At 39.4% G+C, this 22,981-nt stretch carries 23 protein-coding genes and 1 pseudogene; 17 read left to right on the top strand and 7 right to left on the bottom strand.

What is annotated here, in order from left to right; genetic code table 11:
* Positions 1-232 precede the first annotated feature (232 nt).
* The 4 genes and pseudogenes from ltrA to IIC38_13625 form a co-directional block, all read right to left on the bottom strand.
* Positions 233-1,586 (bottom strand): annotated as a pseudogene (ltrA, locus tag IIC38_13640) (group II intron reverse transcriptase/maturase).
* A 479-nt stretch (positions 1,587-2,065) separates the two neighbouring features.
* A complete protein-coding gene (locus tag IIC38_13635) occupies positions 2,066-3,013 on the bottom strand; it encodes a T9SS type A sorting domain-containing protein (GenBank protein ID MCH8126984.1) in 948 nt (315 codons plus the stop codon).
* A gap of 24 nt (positions 3,014-3,037) precedes the next feature.
* Complete coding sequence (locus IIC38_13630; GenBank protein MCH8126983.1) at positions 3,038-3,730, bottom strand: VCBS repeat-containing protein; 693 nt, start codon at positions 3,728-3,730, stop codon at positions 3,038-3,040.
* Between the two features lie 552 nt (positions 3,731-4,282).
* A complete protein-coding gene (locus tag IIC38_13625) occupies positions 4,283-6,478 on the bottom strand; it encodes a VWA domain-containing protein (GenBank protein ID MCH8126982.1) in 2,196 nt (731 codons plus the stop codon).
* Between the two features lie 164 nt (positions 6,479-6,642).
* Here IIC38_13625 and IIC38_13620 point away from each other — a divergent pair, with 164 nt between their 5' ends.
* Both IIC38_13620 and IIC38_13615 read left to right on the top strand, forming a co-directional pair.
* A complete protein-coding gene (locus IIC38_13620) occupies positions 6,643-7,218 on the top strand; it encodes a sigma-70 family RNA polymerase sigma factor (GenBank protein MCH8126981.1) in 576 nt (191 codons plus the stop codon).
* Positions 7,218-8,345: a hypothetical protein gene (locus tag IIC38_13615; GenBank protein ID MCH8126980.1), complete on the top strand. Its 1,128-nt coding sequence runs from the start codon at positions 7,218-7,220 to the stop codon at positions 8,343-8,345. The genes IIC38_13620 and IIC38_13615 overlap by 1 nt, the downstream gene beginning before the upstream one ends.
* A gap of 41 nt (positions 8,346-8,386) precedes the next feature.
* Here the strand turns inward: IIC38_13615 and IIC38_13610 are convergent, their stop codons facing one another.
* The 3 genes from IIC38_13610 to IIC38_13600 form a co-directional block, all read right to left on the bottom strand.
* Positions 8,387-8,728 (bottom strand): DUF1207 domain-containing protein, encoded by a 342-nt coding sequence (locus IIC38_13610; protein MCH8126979.1) that lies wholly within the window; start codon positions 8,726-8,728, stop codon positions 8,387-8,389.
* Positions 8,656-9,216 carry a hypothetical protein gene (locus IIC38_13605; GenBank protein MCH8126978.1) on the bottom strand — a complete coding sequence of 187 codons (561 nt, stop codon included), beginning with the start codon at positions 9,214-9,216 and terminating at the stop codon, positions 8,656-8,658. The genes IIC38_13610 and IIC38_13605 overlap by 73 nt, the downstream gene beginning before the upstream one ends.
* 75 nt (positions 9,217-9,291) lie before the next feature.
* On the bottom strand, positions 9,292-10,464 hold the full coding sequence (locus tag IIC38_13600; protein MCH8126977.1) for a PLP-dependent transferase: 1,173 nt from the start codon (positions 10,462-10,464) through the stop codon (positions 9,292-9,294).
* 256 nt (positions 10,465-10,720) lie between these two features.
* Between IIC38_13600 and IIC38_13595 the strand changes: the two genes are divergently transcribed.
* The 15 genes from IIC38_13595 to IIC38_13525 form a co-directional block, all read left to right on the top strand.
* Complete coding sequence (locus IIC38_13595) at positions 10,721-11,578, top strand: PEGA domain-containing protein (GenBank protein ID MCH8126976.1); 858 nt, start codon at positions 10,721-10,723, stop codon at positions 11,576-11,578.
* A 168-nt stretch (positions 11,579-11,746) separates the two neighbouring features.
* Entirely contained in the window at positions 11,747-12,220 is a 474-nt protein-coding gene (locus IIC38_13590; GenBank protein MCH8126975.1) for a rhodanese-like domain-containing protein, read from the top strand.
* Positions 12,221-12,245: 25 nt separating this feature from the next.
* Positions 12,246-12,773, top strand: coding sequence for a DUF4442 domain-containing protein (locus tag IIC38_13585; protein ID MCH8126974.1), 528 nt, complete (start codon positions 12,246-12,248; stop codon positions 12,771-12,773).
* Positions 12,774-12,983: 210 nt separating this feature from the next.
* Positions 12,984-13,373, top strand: a complete 390-nt coding sequence (locus IIC38_13580; protein ID MCH8126973.1) for a four helix bundle protein — start codon at positions 12,984-12,986, stop codon at positions 13,371-13,373.
* Positions 13,374-13,515: 142 nt separating this feature from the next.
* Complete coding sequence (locus IIC38_13575) at positions 13,516-14,538, top strand: HlyC/CorC family transporter (protein ID MCH8126972.1); 1,023 nt, start codon at positions 13,516-13,518, stop codon at positions 14,536-14,538.
* 138 nt (positions 14,539-14,676) lie between these two features.
* Positions 14,677-15,456, top strand: a complete 780-nt coding sequence (locus IIC38_13570; GenBank protein ID MCH8126971.1) for a glucose 1-dehydrogenase — start codon at positions 14,677-14,679, stop codon at positions 15,454-15,456.
* A 21-nt stretch (positions 15,457-15,477) separates the two neighbouring features.
* On the top strand, positions 15,478-15,621 hold the full coding sequence (locus IIC38_13565; protein ID MCH8126970.1) for a hypothetical protein: 144 nt from the start codon (positions 15,478-15,480) through the stop codon (positions 15,619-15,621).
* A gap of 43 nt (positions 15,622-15,664) precedes the next feature.
* Positions 15,665-16,837, top strand: a complete 1,173-nt coding sequence (locus IIC38_13560; protein ID MCH8126969.1) for a molybdopterin-dependent oxidoreductase — start codon at positions 15,665-15,667, stop codon at positions 16,835-16,837.
* A gap of 168 nt (positions 16,838-17,005) precedes the next feature.
* A complete protein-coding gene (locus IIC38_13555; GenBank protein MCH8126968.1) occupies positions 17,006-17,341 on the top strand; it encodes an SCP2 sterol-binding domain-containing protein in 336 nt (111 codons plus the stop codon).
* Positions 17,342-17,420: 79 nt separating this feature from the next.
* Complete coding sequence (locus IIC38_13550) at positions 17,421-17,612, top strand: DUF1289 domain-containing protein (protein MCH8126967.1); 192 nt, start codon at positions 17,421-17,423, stop codon at positions 17,610-17,612.
* Positions 17,609-18,610 carry a hypothetical protein gene (locus IIC38_13545; protein ID MCH8126966.1) on the top strand — a complete coding sequence of 334 codons (1,002 nt, stop codon included), beginning with the start codon at positions 17,609-17,611 and terminating at the stop codon, positions 18,608-18,610. The genes IIC38_13550 and IIC38_13545 overlap by 4 nt, the downstream gene beginning before the upstream one ends.
* Before the next feature lie 157 nt (positions 18,611-18,767).
* The gene (locus tag IIC38_13540; protein MCH8126965.1) at positions 18,768-19,928 is read left to right on the top strand and encodes a homogentisate 1,2-dioxygenase; all 1,161 of its coding nucleotides are present in this window, start codon (positions 18,768-18,770) and stop codon (positions 19,926-19,928) included.
* 151 nt (positions 19,929-20,079) lie between these two features.
* Positions 20,080-21,099: a fumarylacetoacetate hydrolase family protein gene (locus IIC38_13535; protein MCH8126964.1), complete on the top strand. Its 1,020-nt coding sequence runs from the start codon at positions 20,080-20,082 to the stop codon at positions 21,097-21,099.
* Positions 21,096-22,070: a flavin reductase family protein gene (locus tag IIC38_13530; GenBank protein MCH8126963.1), complete on the top strand. Its 975-nt coding sequence runs from the start codon at positions 21,096-21,098 to the stop codon at positions 22,068-22,070. Before IIC38_13535 ends, IIC38_13530 begins: the two co-directional genes overlap by 4 nt.
* Before the next feature lie 2 nt (positions 22,071-22,072).
* Positions 22,073-22,981 (top strand): AMP-binding protein (locus IIC38_13525; GenBank protein MCH8126962.1); only part of this gene is annotated, 909 nt, incomplete at its 3' end.

The following is a 22,981-nucleotide window of genomic DNA, read 5'->3' as shown; positions in this document are numbered from 1 at the left end:
TTCACATTGTCCGTTTCCTGGGAAAACAACGCGACATTTAAAAGGCCTCCTAAAAGCAAAACGACCACACAGGTGAGCCTTCGAAGACCGGTGAATGATATGAGTTGTCGAGTAGACATAATATAGTCTCCTTCAATTAGTAATTTTCTATCTTCCACTAAGTGAGGGAAACATCAATGTCCCTCACAGAACCGGACTTGTGGATTTCCCACATCCGGCTCTTCAGTCCAACTCACCTTACAGGTGACACGTAAAAACTATGCACGATTTTCGGTTTCGGTAACGGATAATGCTCGAGGTATTTTGTAAATCTATCCCAACTCATTTTCCGCTTCTGACTGCGTCGGTTCATCCATTTACGCACCATTCTTATGGTCGCTTTATAGAACCTTACGATACCGTCATAATTCTCACTAACTCCGTAATACCGAAAATGTCCACGTAGTTTTGCTATCAGAATTTTCCACCATTCTTTGGTTTTGACCTGATTTCTTATCGCCTTAAGCCACGCATTCATTGCCCTGCATTTTGCAGAGTATTTCTTGCGGCTGGTCTTGCGGCCAACTTTGAAGTTGCCTTCTCTTGACCTGTCGCAGTAGTGAGTGAATCCCAGAAAATCGAACGTATTGGCACGGCGGTTCTGACTTTTCGCGTTTTCCCGTTCAAATCGTCCGAAACTTATACTCCGGCTTTTTGTCAGATGTATTTCCAGACTATACTTATTGAACCGGTTTCGCAGTCCACGTTCTATGCGCTTAGCGTCGTTTGCATAGCGAACTACACAAACATAGTCATCTGCATATCTTACGATGTCACAGAACCCTCTCACATGGCTTTTAACTATCGTTTCGAACCATCCCGGCGATCCGGGGGGGATAGTGCAGGAAGATATTAGCCAGAATCGGACTTAGAATACTACCTTGAGGAGTTCCGCTATCCGATGTGACCAATATACCATCATCCACATAACCGGCTTTCAGGAATCTCTTTATCAAATTTAATAGTGTCGTATCATTTATTCTTATCCGGATAAACTCCATAAGCTTCTCATGCGACACTTTATCGAAAAATCCCTTTATATCCGCTTCTACAATGTGGCTAACAGGCTGAAACATGATCAAATCGTTGAGCTCTTTTAGCGCTTGATGGCAGTTCCGATTCGGACGAAAGCCATATGAACAGTTCAGAAAATCCTGCTCATAAATACTTTCAAGTATCCACGTGATGCCACGTTCTACTATCTTGTTCTCCAGAGCTGATATTCCGATTGGACGTCTTTCCGTCTCGCTCTTCGGTATGTAAACTCGCCTCGCTGGTATCGGCTTGTATTTCTTACGCTTCAACCTTGAGACTAACAGCTCCAGATTTTCATCCTCCTTCCGACCGTATTCTTCCCAGCTTACGTTGTCAATTCCTACTGCCTTATTCCTGTTCAGGCTTTTGTAGCAATCCCGAAGATATTCGACATTCAGTAAGTGAGCAAGGCTCGTAAACTGAAAATCAGGCTCTCTTCGGGCATGACCGGATATGAGAGATAATTTCTGCCATGTCTCTCCAATATCAGTGTACGGCATGACAGAACTCATCTCTCTGCGTTAAACTGCCGACCCCTTCGAGTGTCCTTCCATTACAGGACTCAGCAGGCGTTACCCTGCCTACGCCTCTACTATGAGTCAGTCCGACTACCGAAACGCCATACTTCCGTGTCGCCTCTTCAGCTTCTTGGAAGCTTCCAGTTGGAACGCTTCGGTTCTCCCAAGTTCCAATATACACAGTTCGTTTGCCCGCCACGGACTTAGACCCCGGCACGTCGGATACGCACTCACCTTTTACATGCGACCCACTTCTGGTTTCCAGGAAATGAAACCCTTGACCCAATGCAACGAGAGTAATTTCGGGGCTCGATACCTTCACTTGCGTTGTGGCTGACATAACTCCTTTCCCAAGGCTTCGCATAATTCGTTACCTCCTTATACGCTCGGTTCTGTTCCGACCTGATGGTTAGATCTTTGATCGTGCCGGATTGTCCGGCTTGCCTATATTAGCTTTGCTTGGCACACTCATTTTAACCTCCGTTTCCTAAGTAAATAATCTTTTTGGTTTGAATGTTGTTTTTTGATTTAACTGCAATAAAATAAATACCACTTGGTACATGGCGTCCCTGGTCAGAAGAACCATCCCATAAGAGCGTTCGCCTTACTTGAAATGGCTGTTGATCGATAAAGGTTTTGACGGTTCTGCCTAGTAAATCAAATATTCTAATCTCTACTGAAGAACTAAATTTACCTTCAATTAGAATATTAGTGTTTCCTTTAATAGGATTAGGGTAAATATAAAGTTGAAAAACGTCTGGTTTGTTTTGTGAATTTTGCTCATTCTCTGAAACACTAACAAGTGTTCCGAATTCTTTTCCATTAATTTTGGCATAACGTACCGTATCATTGCCGAATTTAGTCATTCCAATTCCAGTTAAGAATGTTGTAGTCCAAAAATTATCTATTCTTATTGAATCACCTATTGGAATAATCGTATTAACATCTGCCCAATGTCGTAATTCATCATATCTAAAAACAGTTCCAGTATCGGTTATTGCCAAAACCCCTATAAAATCACCAAAAAGCCATTCCCAGCGTCCTTCAAGTCCATCCCGGGTATCTATCAAAGGAAAACCATTGAAGGGATTTTGTGGAAAATTACTATGGACATACACAATGGTTGAATCATTGTTATAATTATAGTAACCACCTTTTTTAAATTTGTATATTAAAAGAGAATCTCCAACTAAAGTATCATTAATTATCTCTTTAAAATAGGAAAATTGGCCAATATTTTCTGGTGGTTGATACTGCCATATATTACCAACTGCCAATGGAAAATAATCGGAGGCTTTTGGCAACTGGGCATGTAAAGTTGCAGTGGTAGTTAAGAGCAGTAAAACAGTATGAGGGATAACCTTATGTTTAGGACCTGATAGAATGAATGTTTTTATTTTGGTGTAAATAAATCCTGGCATTTTGATATTCTCCATTTGTTTGCACTATAAAGCGATAAACAGATCTACATAACCGTCATTATCATAATCGCCCCAACTAACACATGTTGAACCTGTGGCATCAATTGTAATCCCCTCACTGACTCTGGCAAAGGTGCCGTCTCCGTTGTTGGTGTATAGGGTGTTATTGGGTTCTGCAAAGAAGCCGGCGTAAATGTTAGGAACGAATAGGTCTAAATCACCATCGTTGTCATAATCTCCCCAACTGCTGCTAAAAGAACCCCCACCATCATTTACAATTTCACCTTCGGTGATCCTGGTGAAGGTACCATTGCCATTATTGCGGTACAAGCGGTTGTCTTTAGGATCCTCATCTAAATTCGAAACAAACAGATCCAGATCGCCATCGTTATCATAATCTCCCCAACTACAACCCCAAGAAAAGCTGCTGTCATTGACTACCACACCCTGGGTGATTTTTGTAAAGGTTTGCGTATTAGAGATTGTCGAGTCAACATGATATTTGACATCCCATGTAATGCCGCCATTTATGGGTTTTAAGACTGTGTTTAGTTCCCCAACCGCTATAGCTACGTTTGTATCCATAGCTTCAATTTCATAAAGGTGATTACCTGTCGGTGAAGCATTAACCCACTCCCAACCCTGGTCGAAATCAGGTTTATGAATGCATAATATAACAGAAGAAAAAAGCGAGATTTTCAATAAAAGTTTTATCAATATTTTTCCCAAAATTCTCTTTGTTTATTAAATATTGGATTTTCATACGAATTTCTATTCCTTCGCGATATGAAGACAAATTGAGAATCGATTATTATACTATGATAGTCGATTCTAAACATTTAAAAGTCGCAAATTTTATTTTTTGCCCTAAGATTATCAAGTTGATAACCTTCTATTATTTGAATATTTTTACTACAATTTGGTTTTATCTGAAACATCACTTATCAGTACAAATAAATCTCTTTCCTTATTTATTAGAAAAATTTGCTCAAATATTGAAAAATAGTTACGATCACGCTCCATGTCAATAGGGGAAACCCTGAAAATTGGGGTCGAAAAACCTTAGTTTGGCATCAGGAAAAGGATGATAACAGGATGACATTTTAACTTAGACGGATAGGTGAACAGTTTTACAAAAGATTACGTTATATCCAACTCACATAAATATAAGATTACCTGGGGATCAATTGCCTTAAAGATTCAGAGAGCTAAGAGTTTTATCTTGTTGATTCTCTGAGCTCTCTGCATCTCCTTGGCTAATGATTATTCTTACGATTTTATTTGGTATACCTTCCCATTCCATTGAAACATTACTTCTTCTCCCAGGGCCAAAATTCGGTTCAGAATTTCGCCTGATTTGCTAAATTCAAAATAGTCATCACTCAGAAACTCGATTATCCTATCCGGTTCTTGATCCTCCAAACCATTCTCAATCCACACACCATTCTTTAGTTGGAAGGTACGATCCAATACTCGTTTGATGGTCAATATCATGTTGGTTTCAGTTTCCGCTAATGCGATCTTCTGCATAGCCCTACTAGCAAGCACCGAGCGTTTACCCGAAGAAGCAGACGGTGCCGGGGCAACAAAAGTCAGCGCATCATAATAACCCTTTGAACCCACACTTTCTACATCAATAATCGCACTTTCTTTCCTGGCCTCCTCCATGGCTTGCATGCGCAAGGCTATAGGAGTCGATCTACCTCTTTCCAAGTCAATCCTGAATTGGGCCAATTCACGCTCCTGTTCCCGTACGAGGTAGGAAGTATAAGGGGTGACAATTCCAAATTCTTTACCTAGCTCTTTGATGCTTTGAACCAGTTCCTCATTCTCACCCTCAAAACGGATCTTAGCCAACAGAAAAGAAACCTTGCGGTTGGCCCATAACTTCGCGATAAATTCATTGTCCGAATTTCGTCGCGGCAAATCCACATCATACTTAAAGGAACGATCCCGCCCACCTTGTTCTCCCGTCAAGACTACTTTTGATTTACCATCTGTGCGGTAACGGCCAAAAAGAGTGATCCGTTCACCCCTAAAAATGTCCGGAAAATCTTTAGGATAAATATCATAAACGCGTAAATCACCAAAATCAATTTCGGTATTTGTCAGGACCGGACTCGATATTTTATCAAAGAAAGAAGATACTTTCTTTTCGATATTTTCGCCGGGTTTCACATAGTTAACACTCCCATGGCTATCCCGCGCTAATTTATCCAACAGGAAAGTATTCACATCATATCCAACCCCAAAATTGAATATTTTCATGAAGGCCTTATCTTGCTTCATAAGGTTGGCCAGAATATTTTTGATATCTTTCTCGCCTTCCGTGGGCAACCCGTCGGTTAAAAATACAATACTGGTCGGACGATTATCTTTACCCTCTTTCAAGCTTAATGCTTTTTGCAAAGCTTCATTGATATTCGTTCCACCGGAAGCGGATAAATTATCTATAAAATAAGAAGCGTTGTTCTTCTCGTCCCTATCCGCTTTCTTTAAGCCATTTTGAAATTGTTCGATCCCAGAACTAAAACTGATGATTTCGAAGCGATCGTTGCGGTTCAAAGTATTAACACAATATCGCAACGCTTCCCTGGCCTGCTCGATTTTTTCACCAGCCATACTGCCGGAAACATCAACCACGAAAATGACATCCTTTGCCACGGGCCTCTTCTTTCTAACCTCGAAACGGGGAGAAGCCAATAACATAAAATAACCGTCACGATCCGTTCGCGGTCGGAAAGATAAGAATGTAGCAGGTATCTCTCTTTCTGAAAGTGAATAGTAAAGGACAAAATCTTTATCCGCTTCTAAATTTTTTGCTTCAAAACTGATTTTTGCTTTTTTGTCGCCTTGCCTGGTTATATCAATTTCGTGGGACGGAGAATAAATATTGGCGAGGGTCGCCTCGGTTTCAAGTTCGATTTCCAAATGATAAGAATCTATGCTGCCCTGCCCAATTTGCCGGATTGGCAGTGTAAAGGTATAAGTGTCAGCATCTTTTTCTAGTAATTGAGCGTAAGACAATTCTATTTTACGTTCACTTTTGGGTGGGATGGGAAATATCCGGGCTTTGAATAAACCATTATTTGCATACTCCAATAACGCCGGATCGCGGACTGTTCGAATAATCGATTCATAAATCTCCCTGGCTTCTTTGCCATCCAATAGTTCGCCGCGAGTTTTCTTGCCGTTGATATATAAATAGAAGTCATACAACTGAGCTTCTCGCGGTACCGGAAATAAATATTGACCCTCTAATTGCACATTAGCTTTGTTAAAAAAGGATTGTTCGAGTGTGATATTCCCGACTCCTTTATTAAGCTTAACATGGGCATCTACATATTTTAAATAAACTTGATTTTTATAAATGGGTCTTGGCGGATGGGGAATAATAATTCTGCCCTGGGCTGACAGGTTGATGAATGAAAATACAAACACAAAAAAGGTTAACAGGGTTCTCATGGTTTTCTCCTTTCAGATAGGTTTTCTTTTTAAATCAGCATCATCTTAATATAATTTTGTTTTGATGTTTGCTTATTGTAAATTTATTTTGACTTAAAATCATAATCGCAACTAATTTTCTGTTTACTTTCTGCATATTAATGACATTAACGATTAAAAGGTAAATGAGATCCTTTAAATTTTTTCCGGAAAAGGAAATTATAAATCGAGTACGGGCCAATGACCGAACGGTATTGGGCGAGCTCTTTATTCATTATAAGAAAATGATATTAAATTATGTACAATCGCATGGCGGTAGTGAGCAAGATGCCGAAGATTTGCTGCAAGAAGCCATTATTGTTTTTTGGCAGAAGGTCTGCTCCGGAAGTTTTGAATTAACATCAAAAATCGGAACCTACCTTTTGGCTGTCGTAAAGAATAAATGGTATGCTGAAATTCGTAAACGAAATAAATTCACTAATACTGAGATATCGGAAGACGTAAATGATGGACAAGATTCACAACTCGATATTGTAATCACCGAAGAAAAAAAGCAATGGGTTCGAAAAGCACTTGAAGCGATTGACCCTGTCTGTAAACAGCTATTGTTCTACTTCTATTTTGAGAAAAGAAATTTGGAGGAGATCACAAGGATCATGAAATTTGCAAACAGCAATGTTACCAAATCAAAAAAATACCAGTGTAAAAAAGCATTAGAATTAATTTTAAGACAAACGACGGAAGCCGAAAGGAGAATGTGATGGATTGCAATTTTATTCTCCAAAATGAAATACATGAAAAATATTTGTTGAATTACTTGAGTGATGTGGATAAAATCAAATTTGAACAGCATTTACAAGATTGTAAAGATTGTCAAAAAAGATTACAGGGTGAGAGAAATTTTATCGCAGGCATCCAAAATATTGGCCGGGAAGAACTAAAATCTGAAATCCGACGTCAAACTGAGATTTTAGAATCCAAAAAATCCGTTCCTGATTGGGGACTCATCACCAAGGTTGCTGCTGTACTTGTATTCGTTGTGTTTACTACGCAAATCATTTATGAAACTCAGATCGATGTTCCCGAACAATTGATCCCTATTCTTGAAGTCGAACAAAAAAGTACGACTGAAGGATTTGATTCCACCGAAGCTGCTGTGAATTTCCAGGTTCTGACTGAAGAACCAAATAGAGAGGATGTACCTACGTCACAAGATTCCGAAGAAAGCAAACAGACAAAGCCCAGTAGTGCCAATACGAAAGCCTTATCAAAAAAAAGTACTGAGAAAAGGAGTCTACAAACTGAACAAAAGGATGAAAACAAAAAGCCAGGAGCTAAATCCTTAGCGACCCAGCCGGATAAACTGGCGACTATACCAATCAAAGGCGACGACCAAATATCAGGAGAACGAGAAAATCAAGATTCAACTTTGGGTTATATAACGAGCCTTTCTCCTTCTTTGGCTAAGAAAAGTGAGTTCCTAAACCAGGAGATTTCGAAAGAAAAGTTTTCTTTTACACCTTTAAGAAAAAATTCCAGATCCAGTATGAATCTTTATAAAACTATTAGATTGGAGGAAGATTTTGCACACGATCACTTAAAAGATCTGAGACTTCAGGATAAACAAAAATCGATCCTTGCTCATTTGGTTCTTGAAGAATCAAGAGATACAAAAGAATTTCCTAATTCTTTTAAAGTGGCCATTCTTATGCAGGATACTCAACAATTAGAAATGATTTTTTATGTGCCATCTTCACTATTCGAATTTGATAGTAACGGGATCCAAGCAAATTTTAGCCAGGACCAAACTTTGGATGTTTTTTTTAAAGAAAGAAAGTACAGGATTGATTTAAGTCAAAATTTGACCCAAGCTGTTTTAGTCAAATAAAATAATTCGCTGTGCCCACTTTAACTTCTTAGTATTTAGTATTAATAATCGATAAAAAATCCAACCGAATAAAACTGCTCACGAAAATCAAAATCTTGTCCAAAAATGCTAAAACCTGAGTAATAACTCGATGCCAATCGGAACTCCCTAGATCCTTTTTGATACAGTCTATAGCCAATTTGATAATTTTGATTCAAACTATATTCCCGAGATCCTTGATACTGAAGATCTATGCTAATATAAGGAAGATATTTATTCTTGAATGCTTTACGTAAATGGAATGTACTGCCAACTTGTAAATATATAGATTTTACTTTTGGAATTGTATTGTAGAGCCAGTGACCGCCACCATAGAGATTGCCCCATTTATAACTTCGGGCCAACAGCCCAGAGAGAAATTCCTGACTGTAAGTCCGCGCATTTTTGGGATTATTTTGCGTTGAAAAAAATCGCCCTGGTGAGCGCTGATGTGACTAACTTTAAATCTTGCTGAGTAATCTCCTAATTGAAAATCGAAAATTCCGGTGATGAGATAATCAACCGCAAGTAATGGGAATTTATTTCCCCGTCTTGTCAGTAAAGACCAGGTGTGGCCTCCCAAACTAAAATGGATTTTTCTGTTTGAAGGTCCAAAATGAAATAAAGGCATCTCTTGACCGATACGCCCAATAAACCGATCGGAATTTAAAGACTTCGAAAACCCCATTTGAATTTCATATGGATCTGCAAATAGTTTAGGAAACAAATTGACTTGTTCGTTCGATAGAATGATATTTCCTTGTACTGTTCTAGATTTTTTATCTGCAGCATAAACACTGGACCCCCCCAAAAAACTAATAAAAATCATCACATACAAAAAATAAAATGGCATTGCATTATCCCTATTAAACCTGAAACGATTTTTAAAATTTAATCCCCAGAACCTATAAATCCACAACTTTATTTGTTATAAATCATAAGACAATGTGGATAAGGCCTGCTTAAAATCTTCGATCAAATCTTCTGTTGCCTCGATGCCAATTGAGACCCGGATCAAGCTATCCGTGATCCCAATTTTTTTGCGGTCCTCCGGAGACAGACCTGAATGCGACGTCGTTGCCGGCCGGGTTACCAGGGATTCTACCCCACCCAGGCTGGCTGCATGAATGGGGAGCTTTACATTTTCAATAAACTTTTGTGCCATTTCTACCCCGCCCTTTACTTCGAAGCTTAGCATACCGCTAAAGCCATCAAATAATTCCAGGGCGCGCAAATGCCGAGGATGGGATTCCAATCCCGGGTAGTTCACTTTTTCAACCAAAGGATGCTCCTGCAGAAATTGTGCAATTTTCAAAGCACTTTCATTCTGGTGTTTAACCCGGACAGATAGAGTTTTAATGCCACGATGGAGTAAAAAACAGGCATGCGGATCAAGTGACCCTCCCAGATGATCTAATTTATGTTTGATTTTTTCGATCAAATCCGCTTGACCGATGACTGCTCCGGCAACGATATCCGAATGCCCATTCAAATACTTTGTGCAGCTATGCAGCGACAAATCAAATCCCCAATCGGACGGTCGGAAATTCATTGGGCTCGCAAAAGTATTGTCGATAAATGAAATAAGTCGATTCCTTTTGGCAAAATTAACCACCTCAATAAGATTAGAAACCTCCATGAGTGGATTGGTCATTGTTTCTACATAAAGTGCTTTGGTATTGGACTGTAACTTAGCTTCCCATGAATCCGGATCATCCCCATCAACAAAATCATATTCAATTCCAAATGAAGGTAAATCTTTTGTAACAAAATCATGAGTCCCTCCATACAAAGAATTTTGAATTAAGAGATGATCGCCACAAGAAAGAACAGTCAACAAAGAAGTGGTTATCGCTGCCATTCCGCTTGCCGTTACGAGTGCAGATTCAGCGTTTTCCAATGCAGCCAATTTCTTATGGAGCACCTGATGATTCGGAGTATTATTTAAACGGATATATTTAATTTCATTATAACTCGACTCCCCGGCATACTCGAAATTGGCCGATTGAAAAATCGGCATACTAACAGCACCACTAATCCTAGGTTCAATTTCACCCGCGTGGATCAACTTTGTTTCTATATTGCTGAATCTTTTTTCCATGAATTATTTCTCCCGTGGCTAATCTTTTGAATTCATTGCAATGATTATCAATTAGTTTTTGTTTTACATTTTACGAAACCTTTTTACAAAATTCCTTTAAATCCTATTAACAGGATCGATTCTTTAGAAAAATACATATGTGAATCTTTCTCTTTCAAATCTTTATCAAAATAGAAAACAGAAATATCCATTAATTTTGGAAAACAAATAACCTTCTCACTATATTATAAAACATCTTGAATCGTTGGAGAACATTATGAGAGTTAGTCGAAATCATATCCTTTTTGTGGCAGTGTTTTTATTTAATACTTTGTGCTTCTTATTACCTGCCCAATCAATGGACAAAAACATCATCCCAACCTTACAAGGGTTGCAAAACGAAATCCCCCGGGCCCAAGCTAAAAACATGAAGAATGAAACGGGCTTAATCAGTATATTCACTGATCCTCCCGGCGCTGATATTTACCTGGATGGGAATAGAATTGAATCATCACCTATCACTAAAGAGGTTTCCAATGGTGAACACCACATTAGAATTACCTCTTCAGGCTGGAAGGAGGAAGAATGTATTGTTTTTGTGGAAAATGATAAAAAAACCATAATAACTGCGTTGATGTTAAAACCCATGCCGACAGAGATGACACCTCTTGATATCGGTAGAGTTCATAAAGAGAAATTATTCTTTGAGGATTTTGAGAAAGAAGAAATTGATTACAAGTATGTAAAACCAATCTGGATCAAAAAAGGCAAAAAGTATTCTTTGTTTCTAACGGGAGTAAGTTTAGTAGCTGCAATGGTAGTCTTAGAAGGGGGTTCTTTTAAGAATGATAATAATACATCTACCAAGGCTCTAATCGCCGGAATTGGTCTTGGATTGGTGGGTACTGTGATATTTTTTGTTGCAGACGAAAATAGTGGTCATTGGGTTGAAACAACCCTTGAAGAGAATATTGAATACAACAAAAAGGAAAAAGTAAAGATAGAAATACATAATAAAGAAGCTCGGGAGTATAACCAAAAAACAGAACAATTGTTGTCAGATGAAATAAAAAAACGGCAGCAGGAAACTGAAAAATTTAACGAAGGACGTGGATTAACCATTGAAACAATATAATTCAGTATTTGATTTCCCACCAAAAACTTTTACAAAAATTGTCACTCTCATTATGGTGTTTAATAATTGTTCTTTTAATAAGGAAGAAATATACAAGCGTCTAAAAAAAGTTATCGACTAAAATATTTAATTATTGTATCCATATTTGCGTTGTTGGTTTTTTTAACTATGGCAATTAAATCACAGCTAAAATTAACTATTCTTGAGAAAATAGTGGATTGGTCGTTTTCCGTCCCAAATATCGAGTACAATGATTTTAAAAGAACACTTGCATCAATAGATTCCAGTCAATTCATCATTTTTGACACACGATCGCCAGAGGAATTCAAAACAAGCCATATAACCAATGCCATCCAACTCGATCCTGGAATAACTCAAAATGAATTCGGCAAAATTTATTCAAAGCGTATAAAGGATAAACGCCTGGTTTTTTATTGTTCAGTCGGTTATCGAAGTTCAAAGTGTTTACAACGATTAAAAGAGGTTGCCCATAATTCCGGAGCAATATCTCTGCAGAACCTTAAAGGTGGAATCTTTCGCTGGTACAATGAAAATTATGAAGTGATAAATGAAAAAGGTATTACCGATGACATTCATCCCTATGGTGCGTTTTGGGAATTTTTATTAGATAATCGAGATTAATCCTAAATCACAAGGTGTTTTCAATATGGCGGAGATCATCGAGTCAAACGATGCAATAAAGTATTCACTTTCACATGATTCCAAAACAATACGTCAGAGAATGCTCCATCCGATTTTCTTTAAATTGTATTTGTTGCGAAAACTACCCTTAGCTTTTTTTGCCGGGGTGAAAATACATCGTTTGGATATGGAACGTTGCGATGTTTCTATTCCCTATCGCTGGTTGAGCACCAATCCCTTTCGTTCAACTTATTTTGCAGCGTTAAGTATGGCTGCTGAATTATCGACCGGCGCTTTGGCATTGATGATGGTAGAAAATTCACCTGATTCGATTGCTTCTCTCATTGTGGGATTAAAAGCAAATTTTACCAAAAAAGCAGATTCATTAACCACATTTACTTGCAATGAAGGTACCAAAATATCTTCTGCTGTTGAGCGAGCAAGCAAAACAGGCGAGGCAGTAGTCATTGATGTTCAATCAATCGGACATAATCCTGATCAATTAATCGTCGCCGAATTTACTTTCACATGGTCATTTAAAAAAAGAGCTTAACTGGAGGCTAGAGATTTGAGGCTAGAGACTAGTAGTCATTATTATTCCGATGAATTATTAATTAGGGAGGATTTAGAATGAACCAGAATTTCAGGAGTTATCGAGATTTGGATGTTTGGAAAAAGAGCTTAACTGGAGGCTAGAGATTTGAGGCTAGAGGCTAGTAGTCATTACTATTTTAATGAATTATTAAGTATTAGGGAGGATTTTATGATGAACCAGAATTTCAGGAGTTATCGAGATTTGGATGTTTGGAAAAAGAGTTTAGAATTAGCCAAAGAAATTTATAAAACGACGAATGGATTTCCAGCAGAAGAAAAATTTGGTCTTGTGAATCAAATGCAGAGGGCTGCTGTTTCCATTCCATCAAATATAGCTGAAGGACATGCTAGATTAGTAACCGGAGAATTCATGAGATTTGTTTCAATTTCTTTAGGTTCTGTAGCAGAACTGGAAACACAACTTATTCTTTCTAAAGAATTACATTTTATTAGTAAACCGATACAAGATAAACTTCTGTTACTCTTAGATGAAATAGGAAAAATGTTACGAGGTTTATATAAATCATTACAAAAAAAGAAGCTAGAGGCTAGAAACTAGGGACTAGAGCCTTGAGATTAGATTATGAACTTCAGCACTAGGTCTATAAATAATTTCCAAGCTTGTAGCTTCTAATCTAATCTGTTTTAACAAGCCACTAGCCTCTAATCTCTAGTCTCTTAATTATGATTGGAGTCCATATATGACAATACTAATCACTGTTGTATCCCTCACCTTGCTTATCTCTGCGGCCTGCTCTCTATTCGAAGCGGTTCTCTTTTCCACAAGAATGGGCGCACTTGAGGCTGAAAAAGTGAATAGAGGGATGATAGCCAGTCGATTTATTGAAATGAAAGAAAATATAGGCGTTCCGATTTCAGCCATCTTAATACTGAATACAATCGCCAATACGGCAGGAGCAACAATATCAGGCATGTTGGCAATAAAAGTATTGGGAGTTAGCCTGGTTCCGATATTTTCTGTCGGATTAACCCTGGGAATCTTGTTCTTTTCGGAAATCATTCCAAAAACGATTGGGGCAATCTACTGGCGGAACTTATGGCATTGGATAGTATGGCCACTCACAGCGATGAAAGCAATCCTATATCCTGCAATCTATATTACACAAAAAATTACTAACCTGATCACTCGTGGGAAAAAAACTTTTACAATTACAGAAGCCGAAATTCTGGCAATGGTTAAATTAGGTGCAAAAGAAGGTGAGTTAACCGACCAGGAATACAACATGGTTCGCAATATTATCAATCTTGAAGATAAGCGTGTTAAAGAAATCATGACTCCCCGAACCATGATGGTCGCATTGCCAGAAAACAGCACTATCCAGGAAGCGATAAACCAGCTGGACGAAAGGGGTGTTAGTCGTGTTCCGATCTATGGTGAAAACATCGATCACATCACGGGTTATGTCACATTGCAAGAGATCACGTCACGTAAAATGATAGAAAAACCAAAAACCGAATTAAAAAAAATCGTGAATCAAATTCACTTTTTCCCTGAAGCGATCAATTGTTTGAGCTTATTGACAAGATTCCTCAAAGCCCGAATACAGATTGCCATGATAACGGATGAACATGGCGGAGTTGCAGGATTGGTTACTTTGGAAGATTTAATCGAAACCGCCCTGGGAACTGAAATAGTGGATGAAACCGACCGTTATGTGGACTTGCAAAAAAGCGCCAGAGACCGCAATATTAATAGAATGTGAAACGGCAAACGTGAGACGTGGACGTGAGACGGAAAACTAAGAATGAAGATTGCTAATTTAATTGTTAATTGCTCATTGTCCATTGTTCATTGTTCATTGTTAATTATTCATTGTTCATTGATCAAAAGGAGTTGTTAATTGTCAACCTTACCTAATTTTGATTTGACCGGAAAAGTAGCCCTGGTTACCGGCGCATCTCGTGGTATCGGGGAAGCGATTGCAAGTACATACGCAGCCGCTGGCGCGAAAGTAGTGATCACAAGTCGTAAGCAAGAAAACCTGGATGTAGTGGCGGATAAGATCAGATCAGATGGTGGAAATGTTCTGGCTATTGCTGCGCACACCGGAGATTCCGCAGCCATCCAGGAATTAATGAAACGCGTGAATGAAGAATTTGGTGGAGTCGATATTTTGGTAAACAACGCCGCGACAAACCCGCATTTTGGTCCGATTCTTACTTCCGAAGAAACCGCCTGGGACAAAACTTTCGATATCAATCTCAAAGGCTACTTTAGAATGGCCAAAGCCTGCGTGGAAAGCATGAAAAACCGCGGTGGCGGTAAGATCATCAATATGTCATCGGTAGCTGGAAAAAAGCCGCAGCCTGGAATGGGAGTCTACTGCCTGACCAAAGCAGCCGTCATCATGTTAACCGAAATATTAGCAGTAGAATTAGCGAGCGACAACATCCAGGTAAACGCCATCGCGCCGGGATTTATCAAAACCCGTTTTAGTCAGGCTATTTGGGATAATGAAAAATTCAGCGAGCAAGTCACCAAATCCATCCCGCAAAAGCGGTTCGCAACTGTAGAAGAACTGCTGGGTATTGCCCTCTACCTCGCTTCCGATGCTTCTAGTTATACGACTGGATCGACTTTCGTTGTGGATGGTGGGATGTTGGTGGGGGATACAATTTAATGTTAGAATACGAAGAACCCCATGTTCACCCACGGCGGAGAACTCGTAGCACGCGCTTTAGCAGTACATGACAACATAGCACATTCTCTTGAACGAGCCTTTGCCTCTAATAAACCGCCGTGTATTAATGGACCATTTAATCCGGAAGGAATGGCAAAACACTAAACGAGCACCACTTCCATAATTTAATTTAAAAACAAATTTATTGATGTTTTCTACAAGACGAGATTTTCTGTATAGTTCGATCATAATTGGCGCTGCAACTTTGATGAAAGGATCGATTGGATTATCATCTTTATTAAATCAGCTAGATCCAATAAAAGATGGCAAATTACTGGCTGTTTTGCCGTTTTCCGGTGAAGGCCGAGCAGCAATCGGTAATATAATCGGCGAGGGGCTAAATGGTCGATTGGCGCTTGACTTAACCAAACTCGATGCCAAAACTCTGATCACCCCCAACAATGAATTCTATATTCGTACCAGGTTACCGGCGCTTATCGATTTAAATAAATCCTGGAAAATGGATGTCCATGGGTTGGTTAATTCGAGGATATCACTTTCCTTAAAGGATCTACAATCACTAGTAAGACCAATGGAAGTGCATTTATTGGAATGCTCCGGCAATAATAGAGGCCGTGGCTTTGGATTGATCAGTTCTGCAAAATGGTCGGGAATTCCAGTTATCGATGTACTGAAAAAAATTCATACTTCTCCCAAAAGTACCAGGGTACTTATCTCTGGATTTGATGAGCATTCACCAAAAATATTGCGCAGGACATCTTCAACCCCCGGCGCTAGCTGGATTTTTACTTTTGAAGACCTGGAATCTTCCGGCGCTTTTTTTGCCACTGAAATGAATGGAAAATCCTTACCTTTGGACCATGGCTTCCCCATTCGACTGGTCATGCCTGGCTGGTATGGATGCTCCTGCATCAAATGGGTGAATGAGATTAAATTAGTAGATGATACTGAAAAGCCCACAAGTCAGATGCGGGAATTTGCCAGTCGAACACATCAGGATGGAACGCCTCTTTTGGCAAAGGATTTTCAACCTGCCATCATCGATCAGACGGCCATGCCGATTCGGGTCGAGCAATGGCTTGTTAATGACAGAATTGAATATAGAATCATTGGGATTCTCTGGGGAGGTCAGCGTCCGACAGACAAACTGATGATTAGATTTAATTCAGGAGAAAAATATCAACCCGTTGAATCGTATGATCATAACACAAATAAAACCTGGACATTGTGGGCACATACCTGGAAGCCATTAAAACCGGGTTCATATGATATTCAAATAACAATCGACGATTCTTCCATTCGTACTCGTCAACTTGATAACGGGTATTACATTCGAGCAGTTAAAATTGATAAAGTTTAGAAGTATGGTAAACTCACAAAGCTTAATCTATTTTCTTCTATTTTAAACCTGCCGAAATTTAACAGACCATAAAATTAGACAAACTATTATTTTCATAATAACCTGGCATTATTCTATAAAAAATCTTACCCTGATTTTTATGATTTTTCAAATTTCGAAAGGAAATAGATGAGCATTCGTTTTAAATCTCTTCAGGAAGCAATCGACAAACTTCCCGAGTTCTTTCAACCGGAAAATGCGGAAGGAATCGATGCGGTGATTCAACTGGAATTCTTTGGTGATGACGGTGGAAATTGGTACTTGACTGTGAAAGATAATACACTGAATGTATCGGAAGGGAATTCTGATAATCCAACCATGACAATTACGGCGGCGGCAGAAGATTGGTTAAAGGTGGCAAATAACGAAGCCAGTCCGATGTCCCTCCTAATGCAGGGAAAAATCAAATTGCAAGGAGATATGGGTTTGGCAATGAAATTCCAAAATATGTTTTCAATGTCATAATAGTTTTGGAATTTCTTCTCATTCATTTAAGTTTTAAATACTGATTTTTTCACATGTTCATTTTTAAAGGGAAAATCTATTGGATGAAATTCAATCTCCGTGTATTAACATTTGTAGATTAAATAATCAAACAGGTTTGTGTGAAGGTTGTAAACGGACTATGGATGAGATTGAAAATTGGCCATTCTATAGTGATAGTGAAAAACTATTGGTTTTAGAAAAAATAGATATCAGGAAAATAAGCATTCTAAAAGGCGTGGAACAAAAATGAAAAGACTACTGATTATGTTATCACTTTTGGTTGTTCTACTCTTTCTCGGATTAAAACCTTCTTATAAGAAGGCTGAAGTAATCAAAGGCATGACGATCTCCTGCCAAACCTGGGGTTGGGAATGGGGTACGGACGCGATGGTCGATGCTATGAAGGAATTAAAAACCCTCGGCATAAACTGGATTTCCATTCATCCCTATGCCGGAATCAGTCGTGACGGAACTGTGCGGTTCAGAAGAGGAAGATCCAATGAAAATGTTCAATGGTTAACCCGCCCCATCGAAGAAGCGCATCGGTTAGGTCTTAAAATTCTGATTAAGCCCCATCTTTCCTATTGGCGCAGCGGGTATTCGTGGCGCGGAGAGATCGAGTTCAAAACAGATGAAGAGTGGAATCGTTTCTTCACGACTTATAGTCAATGGATTGAGGATTTAGCAGTCATTTGTAAAAATGCAGATGCGTTTGTCGTGGGTACCGAGTTGGATAAAACCATTCATTATGAGTCTAGATGGCGTGAAATCATTCAAATCCTGCGCGAACATTTTTCTGCACCCATCACTTATGCCGCTAATTGGACAGACTATGAACGGATCCCATTTTGGGACGCCCTCGATGTGATTGGCATCCAGGCATATTTTCCTTTACTGGATCCTTCGGTAAAACCCAATAAAAAATTACTTGAAACTTCCTGGAAAATTAAATTAAAAGAATTAAATCAATTTGCAGAAACTCATAATCGGCCCATTGTATTTACCGAAATCGGCTACGATGTATCCACTTATGCTCCTTATAAACCCTGGGAAAGAGGAGATTATCGACCCGGGGCCGAAGAGATTCAAAAATTATGCTTGTCTGCGGCGTTGGAAGCCTTATCGAAAGACGACCAGGTAATCGGCGCTTTTTTGTGGAAGTGGTTCGCCGGAGAAACCAGGCATGCAGATTTCCTAAAATCCACACCTGCCATGAGAAAAGTGATAAAAGACAATTGGGGGGAATGATTCTATCTTTCTCTAGTCTATCATTTAAAACTGAATTCAAAATCCACCAAGCACTTTGATGAAATTATCTGCTTGAAATGATTACGCAGATATTATAGCTTTAACAATCATTTATCAATATGTGTATAACAACTCATTGAAAAATTAGGAGTAAGTGATGCCATTTTATCATCGACTTGGGAAAATCCCGCAAAAAAGGCATACCACTTTTTATAAAGAAGATGGTAAGTCACTTTATCGCGAAGAGCTCTTTTCCACACTTGGATTCTCCGGAGTTTACTCAAATAAATATCATATTCATATGCCATCAGAAGTCCTTGAGGTTAAAAAGTTAGACAATTTCAAAATTCCGGTTTGGGATGGAGCGCCGCTGGAGTATTATCTTTTTCATACGGAGCAGAAAAAAACAGAAGGTGACTTTTTATCCGCTCGAAATGTTTTTTTACGCAATCGACACTGTAGCATCAGCACAGCAAATGTAACTAAAAATATGGACGACTTTTACAGAAATAGCGGCGCTCATGAGTATATTTTTATCCATTATGGAAAAGGAACATTCTACTCCGAATATGGCAATTTCCCTTTTGAAGAAGGTGATCAATTGCTTATTCCGAGAGGCACAACCTTTAAAATTGACTTTGACGACTTCGTAAAAAATAAAATACTTGTTGTTGAATCAGAAACCGCATTTGACATTCCGAAAGAATATCGAAACGAATATGGCCAACTTACTGAAAATGCACCCTATTCCGAGCGTGACTTCAAAATTCCGCAAGTTCTGGAACCCATTGATCAGGAAGGAAGATTCCGCCTGATCATCAAAAAATTCGATCAATATTATGAATATTTCATGCCGCATCACCCCTTCGACATTGTTGGCTGGGATGGTTATCATTATCCGGTTTCGTTCAACATTAAAAACTATTGTCCAAAGGTCGGCAGACTTCACCTCCCGCCGCCGACCCATTTGGCTTTTAGATCCCGGCATTTTGTCTTGTGTAATTTTTGTCCCAGGCCATTTGACTTTGATAAGGATGCCATTCCGACGCCTTATTTTCATGCCAATGTCGACAGCGATGAAATCATCTACTATGCTGAAGGAGACTTTATGTCGCGCACAGGCGTCGAGGAGGGTTCGATCACATTTCATCCGGGCGGCATCACACATGGACCCCAACCCGGCAAAACCGAAGCTTCTATTGGCGCCAAAGGCACAGATGAATATGCAGTGATGGTGGATACATTTGAACCTCTGGAACCGACATTGAATGTCAAAGAAACCATGGATCCAAAATACTCGCAGTCGTGGTTGACGTAAAACATTTGACAGGATTTACAGGATTAAAAAGATACATGGCAAGCTTCAAAAGATTTCATCTTATCCTGTTTATCTTGTTAATCCTGTCTAAAAGGTTTTGAATTTCGACTAAAAAGATACTTTGATTTAGAATTTATAATTAGGACATAAAATGAAATTAATCTCCTATCTCACCAGCGACAATGAAGAACGGTTAGCGCTTATTATTAATAATAATATCGTAGATTTGGAACAAAACGCCAAGGAATCAGGCAACCTTCTCCCATCTTCCATGAATGAGTTTCTACATCGAAGTGACGAGTTTTTGAGAAAAGCTGAACAAGTTCAAGATGCTTTTTTATCCGGAAAAACCAATCTTATTGTTAATTCTAATGAAACAAATCCTTTAGCACCTGTCCCCCATCCAACCTCATGCAGAGACGCCTATGCATTCCGACAGCATGTGGCAACCGCGAGAAGAAACCGCGGATTAGACATGATCCCGGAATTCGATCAATTCCCGGTTTTTTATTTCACCAACCATAACGCAATTATCGGTGAAGGCGATCTGGTCGTCGAAAGTGATCATCTGCAAAAACTCGATTTTGAATTAGAAGTCGCTGCTGTGATTGGGAAAAGAGGTAAAAATATCGAGGCGAAAGATGCAGATTCCTATATAGTTGGATTAACCATCATGAATGACTTTTCTGCCAGGACGTTACAAATGGAGGAGATGAAGCTTAACCTGGGTCCGGCAAAAGGCAAGGATTTCGCTACTGCTATCGGCCCCTGGCTCGTCACCATGGATGAACTGGAAGAATTTAAGATCGAAACACCCACTGGCAATAAATACGACCTTCGTATGACGGCTCATCACAACGGCACATTGATATCAGATGGCAATATGAAAGACATCAACTGGACTTTTGCCGAAATCATCGAGCGGGTTTCGTACGGGGTTGAGATATTTCCCGGAGATGTGATCGGGTCTGGTACCGTCGGAACCGGCTGTTATTTGGAGTTGAATGGCACCAATGAGCTGAAAGCAAAAGAAACAGGTGAATCCTTCGAGCCAACCTGGTTAGAAGTTGGTGATACAATCGATTTGGAAATAACGGGTCTTGGGAAGTTATCCAATCGCATTGTTAAAGCAGAACCGCAAAGATCAATTTTAGCAAAGAAAAAACCATGATTCATGTTGAACCTAAGGATTTATCTGTTAAAGAAATTATGGACCTTCTTGTGGGTGGCGTCTCCCCGCGGCCGATAGCACTTGCTTCCACAATATCTAGCGATGGCGTTAGAAACTTATCGCCATTTTCCTTCTTCAATGCGTTTGGTGGTAACCCGCCAACTGTTGCTTTTTCACCATCACGCAGGCAACGGGACAACACAACTAAAGACACCTATAACAATCTAATGGCCACGAAAGAGTGCGTTATCCAAACAGTTACCTACGCAATGGTTCATCAGGTGAGTTTGGCTTCAACTGAATATGAATCTCATATAGACGAATTCGTAAAATGTGGATTAACACCAATTCCATCGGACATTGTGAAGCCAGATCGCGTAAAAGAATCTCCTTTTCAAATGGAGTGTATGTTAAATCAGATGATTCACCTGGGCGATGGCGGCGCATCCGGAAATTTAGCGATTTGCGAAGTTGTTAAATTTCACATGACAGAAGACATATTTAATAACGGTGTAATTCAACCAGAACTGCTCGATGCTGTCGGCAGAAATTCGGCTAATTTCTATACCAGGGCAAGTGGTGATGCGATTTTTGAAGTTGAGAAACCCATCGGTCGAAAGGGTGTAGGTTTTGATCAACTGCCGGGTTATATCAAAAATTCTCATATTTATAGCGGCAACGATCTTGGTCAATTTGCGAATAGTGAAAAAATTCCGACAAAAGATGAGGTCCATATTTTTTTAAATACTATAAATACTGTAGAAGCCTCGGAAGAGATCTTTTTAAGATTTAAGCAGCAAAAGAAATATAAAGAGATGTTTGCAGTTGCAATTGTACTGTTTAAATCAGATCATCCGGAGGCAAGAACTTTTATTGAACAGGCAGCTAAATGCGCTTTGCAGTGTAACAACACAGAATTCGCCTTGCAAGCTGCAGTCAGTCTCTCTATTCTTGATCCTGAAAAGGAATAGGCATGACTCAACCTGTTTGGCGTCCGACTCAAGATCGAATTCAAAACGCCAACTTAACCCAATTCATAAAGCAAGTCAGTCAAAAAACGGGGAAAAAATTCTCCTCTTACCATGAATTGTATCATTGGTCCATTCAAAATTTAGAAGAATTCTGGCAGTCCATTTGGGAATTTTCCGAAATCGTCCATTCCAAAAAATATGAGAAAATTTTGGATGCAGACGGCATGTGGAGAGCGAAATGGTTCCAGGGAGCGAAACTCAATTTCGCCGAAAATCTTCTGCGCTATCGTGACGATCGAACTGCTATAATCAGTTGGACCGAATACCGCGAGCCTGTTCGTTACACGTTTCAAGAGCTTTATCTTCTTGTGGCCAAATTTGCCGAAAGTCTTAAACAAAATGGCGTAAAACAAGGAGATCGGGTGGTTGGATACATCTCAAATATTCCGGAAGCTGTCATTGCAATGTTGGCGGCTACCAGCCTCGGTGCTGTGTGGTCATCCTGTTCACCGGATTTTGGCATTCAGGGTGTACTGGATCGGTTCGGTCAAATTCAACCAAAAATCTTAATCACAGCAAACGGCTATTCTTACAACGGCAAAAAGATTGATTCAGTGCAACGCGTCGAGCAAATCGCCAAGCAAATTCCCTCACTTGACAAAATCGTGATCATTCAACAGATCGTCGGAGACAATGGCAAATCGATCCCAAAATCGATTGATTGGCATAAATTCATTTCGAATTCTGCTACTGAAATAGAATTCAACCAACTTCCTTTCGATCACCCGGTTTATATCATGTATTCTTCTGGAACGACCGGCGTGCCGAAATGCATCGTGCATGGCGCCGGTGGTACTCTTTTGCAGCACTATAAAGAATTTATGCTCCATACCAATCTCAAAAGAGAAGAT

The sequence above is a fragment of the candidate division KSB1 bacterium genome (assembly GCA_022566355.1).
Classification (GTDB): Bacteria; Zhuqueibacterota; JdFR-76; order JdFR-76; family DREG01; genus JADFJB01.
Note: the sequence above shows the minus strand (reverse complement) of the source record. Positions and strands in the feature narration are given on the sequence as shown.